This window comes from Frankia sp. AiPs1 (assembly GCF_023716945.1).
Taxonomy (GTDB): Bacteria; Actinomycetota; Actinomycetes; order Frankiales; family Frankiaceae; genus Frankia.
In genome coordinates, this window is sequence record NZ_JAMQQF010000494.1 from 1 (window position 1) to 4,506 (window position 4,506).

Consider the following 4,506-nt stretch of genomic DNA (forward strand, 5'->3'; position numbering starts at 1 on the left):
TGTACGACGTCCCGTGGGACCGCTCGGTTCCCGGTGTACGACGTCCCGTGGGACCGCTCGGTTCCCGGTGTACGACGTCCCGTGGGACCGCTCGGTTCCCGGTGTACGACGGCAGAGCCCGTGGGACCGCCCGGTCTGCGGAAGGCAACGACGGAGGGTGTCCATGCGCCTGAACCTGATGTTCCCGATGCGCGCGGTGAAGCACTACGACCGCTGGATCGGGGACGCGGACCTGGCCGAGGTCGGCCGGCTGGTGGAGGAGGCCGGGTTCGACGCGGTCTCGATGAGTGAGCATCCGATTCCCGACGACGCCTGGCTCGCCAACGGCGGGCATCACTCGTTCGACCCGTTCGTCTCGCTGAGCTTCCTGGCTGCGGCGACGACCCGGCTGCGGGTGATGACCTACGTCGCGGTCGCCGGCTACCGCAGCCCGTACCTGCTGGCGAAGTCCGCGGCGAGCCTGGACCGGCTCAGCGGCGGGCGGCTCACCCTGGGCGTCGCCGCGGGTTACCTGAAGACCGAGTTCGCCGCGCTCGGCGCCGACTTCGCCCAGCGCGGGCGCCTGCTGGACGCGGCCATCCCGGCCATGCGGGCCGTGTGGACGGGCCGCAGCGTCGACCGGGACGACCCGACGTTCCCGCTGCACGGGCATACCTCCCTGCCCGGCCCGGCGCAGGCCGGCGGCCCCCCGATCTGGATCGGCGGCAACAGCAACGCGGCGCGGCGGCGCGCGGTCACCCTCGCCGACGGCTGGATGCCGATGGGGCAGTCCGTCGCCGTCGCAAAGATCACCAAGACGCCGCCGATGGAGGACGTGGCGGCCCTGGCCGAGGCCGTGCGCGGGGTACAGGATCGGCGCGCCGAAGCCGGGGCGGCCCCGCTGGACGTGTCGTTCGTGCCGTACGAGGCCGAGCTGTTGCCGGACGTCGACGCCTTCGCCCGCGCCGTCGCGGCGTCCTACCGGGCGTACGAGGACGCCGGCGTCACGTGGATCACCATCGAGCCGACCAGCCGCAGCCTGGCCGCCTTCCGGGAGGACGTCGAGCGGATCGGCACCGCCCTCGCCGCCCTCGTCCGCTAGCCCCTCCCCCCTGCCCCCCTGCCGTTCGCCTGCCGTCTCGCCTGCGGGCGGCAGACGGCGGGCGGCAGACGGCCGGTGACGGCTGGTGGCCGAGGGCGGGTCCGGCCCGCGGGGCGACGGGATCGTCGTCCGTACGATGGAGGCCCGGCTGTGGTGACGACCGGCCGTGACTGGCAGCGTAAGCATGCCGGTGGCGCCGGGGGCGCTGACGGGGTCCGACGAGGGGGATTTGAGACGGTGGAGGTCCGCGTGCCGGTCCGTGCGGGGTCCGGCCCCGGGGCGGCGGCGTGACACCGGCGGTGGACGCGGGCGGCAACAGCCGGATCCGCCCGGTGGAGGAGACGGCCGGCAACGGGCGGTTGTCGGCGACCCTGGCGACGCGCCGCCGTGCGATGGCCGCGGACCTCATCGAGCAGGCCGCGCTGGAGCTGTTCACGACCCGGCCGATGGACGAGGTCACCGTCGAGCAGATCGCGGCTGCCGCCGGGGTGTCGGTGCGCAGCTTCTACCGGTACTACCCGGGCAAGGAGATGATCCTCACCGCGCTGCCGGTCCGGCTCGCGACGGCGATCGCCGAGGAGACCGGCCGCCGCCCGCCGACGGAGGCGCCGTTCGCGGCGCTGCGCAACGCCGTGGACGCGCTGACCGGGGAAACCAACGACTACCTGCGCCGCTGGCAGCGCGCCATGGCCCACAGCTACGGCAACGAGCGGGTCCAGCAGCTTGTCGTCACCGTCACCAGTCCGATGCTCACCGAGGCCCTGGCGCAGCGGGCGGGCCTCGCCGCGGACGACCTGTGGCCGGAGCTGGCCGGGATCAGCGCCGCCACCGCACTCGTCGTCGGCTCCCGCCGTTGGACGGCGCGCCGGGGAAGCCTGCGGTCGCACCTGCTCGACGCGCTCGACCTGCTCGGCGGCGGCCTGGGCCCCGGACCGGCCCCGGCGGTCACCGGAACGCCCGGTCGCGGCTAGCCCGGCGTGCTCTGGCTGCCGGGCCGCTGCCGATCGCGACCCTGCAGCCGATCGCCGCCCCAGCCGATCGCCGCCCCAGCTGTCGATCGCCGACCCCGGACGACGAATCCCCGCGCAGGGCCTCGGCAGGCCGTGCGCGGGGAATCGTCGCGTGTCCGCGCCGGGCGCGGGACGCCGGGTCAGGCGGGCGCCAGGGCCTGCTCCAGCTCCTTGATGTCGTAGTAGTCGCGGATCACGGAGATCAGGCCGTCGGCGTCGAACGTGAACACCCCGCACCAGTGCAGGACGACGGACCGTCCGCCCATGGTGAGGCGGTCGAGCCGCTCGGTGAAAACCACGGTGTCGGTCGAGGCCACCGTGACCAGCTCGTACTGGAACGCCGAGTAGAGGGCGGCCTGACGGTCGAACTCCGCGCGGATGGCCGGACGTCCGACGACCGCCGGCTGCCACGCGCTCACGTGGTAGCGGGCGTCCGTGGCGACGGCGGCGGCCGCCGCGTCATAGTCCCGTTCGACCAGCCGGTCGAGGAACTGGCGGACCAGAAGCTCGTGCTTGTCGCTCACTCATACTCCCGTGATCGGGTCGATGGGGGCGGCGGTCCGGCGGCGAGGCCGGGCCCGGGGCGTCAGGACCTGGCCTGCTCGCGGTACTTGCGCGCGCTTTCGAGCTGGGGGTGGTGGTTGCGGTCGTACTGCTCGATCCACTCCTTGGGCAGGGCGCCCCAGGCCGGGCCGACGCGCAGCCGCTCGCCGTCGTGGAGCTGCTCCGCGGCGACGACGTCGGCGACGAACAGTGTGCTCTCGTCGATGTCGAGGGAGTGGACGACCCGTCCCTCGACGTAGCTGAGCGCGTCGAGCAGGATCGGGGTGCCGGTGACGCCCGGCTTCGTTCGGAACTGGCTGATCTTGTCGCCGTCCCGGCCGGAGCTCCCGCCCAGGCCCATGAGGATGTCGAGGGAGATCGCGAACTGCTCCTCCGGGGTCGCCGCCAGCAGGTGCATGGCGAAGACACCGGACTCGAGGACCAGGTCGTGGGTCAGGTTGTACTTCGTGAGGCTGATCGTCACGCGCGGCGATTCGGGCACGATGCTCGCGGCGCCGGCCGACAGCGACATCAGGCCGTTCGCCCGGCCGTTCAGGATCGTGGTGACGGCGACGGGGAACGGCCGCAGCCCGTTCAGCGTCGAAGCGGCTGCCTTCAGGTCCAACGTCATCGGGACTCCTCGCGTGAAGCCGGCACGGGGGCCGGGCGGGCATGGCCGCGGCGGGGAGGCGTCGTCCGGTTGCCCGCCGGCCGCCGCAGGCGGAACGTCGTGAACGGCGGCCGCGCCGGCTCGTCCGGCAACGAGAGCGGCGTGACCTGCCACAGGTGGCACGTTATGCCACCTGTGGCATGATCTGCAAGGGGTCGGCGCCCCTCTCTGACGGCTCGTACACGAGCTCCCGGCGCACCTCGGGTCGGGTCGAGCCGCGGGTACCAGCGGTCGGGAGCAGCGGGCGAACCGGGCCGAAATGTATCGTGCGTCTGACGAAAACGTCACGGCTGTGAGTGGCCGGCGCGCCAGCTCCGAGGGACGCGCCAGGTCCGAGGGAGTGGTGAGGTGTCGGGACACCCGGCGGGGCAGCACGACGAGGGGCGGATCACGGGCAGCGCCGACGGCGACCCCGTGGGCGCGGGGGACGACGGGCCGGGCGGGGGCGCGGGACGCTGCCGGGCGATCCTGTCGGTGCCCGCGACGGAGGAGAAGCGGATCCTGCGCTCCCTCGACCGGGGCGCCGACGAGCTCGTCTTCGACCTCGAGGACGCGGTGGCGCCGCAGCGCAAGGACGACGCCCGCGCGCTGCTGGCCGGTGTGCTCGCCGAGGTCCTCGCGGGGCCCCGGGCGGGCCTCGGGGTGTCCGTCCGGGTGAACGCGATCCGGTCGCCGTGGTGCCATCTCGACATCGCCGCCTGCGTGGCGGCGGGCGACGGGCCGCTGTCGCTCGTCATCCCCAAGGTGTCGGACGCGGGCGATCTCGCCTTCGTCGAGCGGCTGCTCGACGGGATCATCGCGGCGACGGGGCGCACGGCGCCCGTTCGCGTGCAGGCGCTGATCGAGAGTGCCGAGGGTCTGTCGCGGGTGTCGGAGATCGCCGCGCACGGCGGCCGGCTGGAGGGCCTGATCCTCGGCTACGCCGACCTCGGCGCGTCGCTGGGCCGGGCACCGAGCACCCCGCCGCAGCGCTGGCTGTACGTGCAGGACCAGGTGCTCACCGCCGCGCGTGCCCACGGCCTGCGGGCCATCGACGGGCCCTACCTCGGCACCGCGGACGACGAAGGGCTGCGCGCGGCCGCCGAGCATGCCCGCGAGCTGGGTTACGACGGCAAGTGGGTCATCCACCCGGCGCAGATCGCCACCGTGCGGGAGACGTTCACCGCCGGCCCCGAGGAGGTCGCCCGCGCCCGGGCGGTGCT

Annotated in this window: 5 protein-coding genes; 3 read left to right on the top strand and 2 right to left on the bottom strand. The window is 73.9% G+C overall.

Translation table 11 applies throughout. From position 1 onward, the window contains the following. The first annotated feature begins 163 nt into the window (after positions 1 to 163). Positions 164 to 1,081: an LLM class F420-dependent oxidoreductase gene (locus tag ND748_RS25960; RefSeq protein WP_251748754.1), complete on the top strand. Its 918-nt coding sequence runs from the start codon at positions 164 to 166 to the stop codon at positions 1,079 to 1,081. Between the two features lie 287 nt (positions 1,082 to 1,368). Then, positions 1,369 to 2,052, top strand: coding sequence for a TetR/AcrR family transcriptional regulator (locus tag ND748_RS25965; RefSeq protein ID WP_251748748.1), 684 nt, complete (start codon positions 1,369 to 1,371; stop codon positions 2,050 to 2,052). 179 nt (positions 2,053 to 2,231) lie between these two features. Here the strand turns inward: ND748_RS25965 and ND748_RS25970 are convergent, their stop codons facing one another. Both ND748_RS25970 and ND748_RS25975 read right to left on the bottom strand, forming a co-directional pair. Continuing rightward, positions 2,232 to 2,615 (bottom strand): limonene-1,2-epoxide hydrolase family protein, encoded by a 384-nt coding sequence (locus tag ND748_RS25970; RefSeq protein ID WP_251748749.1) that lies wholly within the window; start codon positions 2,613 to 2,615, stop codon positions 2,232 to 2,234. 62 nt (positions 2,616 to 2,677) lie between these two features. Beyond that, the gene (locus ND748_RS25975; protein ID WP_251748751.1) at positions 2,678 to 3,265 is read right to left on the bottom strand and encodes a flavin reductase family protein; all 588 of its coding nucleotides are present in this window, start codon (positions 3,263 to 3,265) and stop codon (positions 2,678 to 2,680) included. Between the two features lie 387 nt (positions 3,266 to 3,652). Here ND748_RS25975 and ND748_RS25980 point away from each other — a divergent pair. Then, the coding region (locus ND748_RS25980; protein ID WP_251748753.1) for a CoA ester lyase at positions 3,653 to 4,506 on the top strand (854 nt) is incomplete at its 3' end.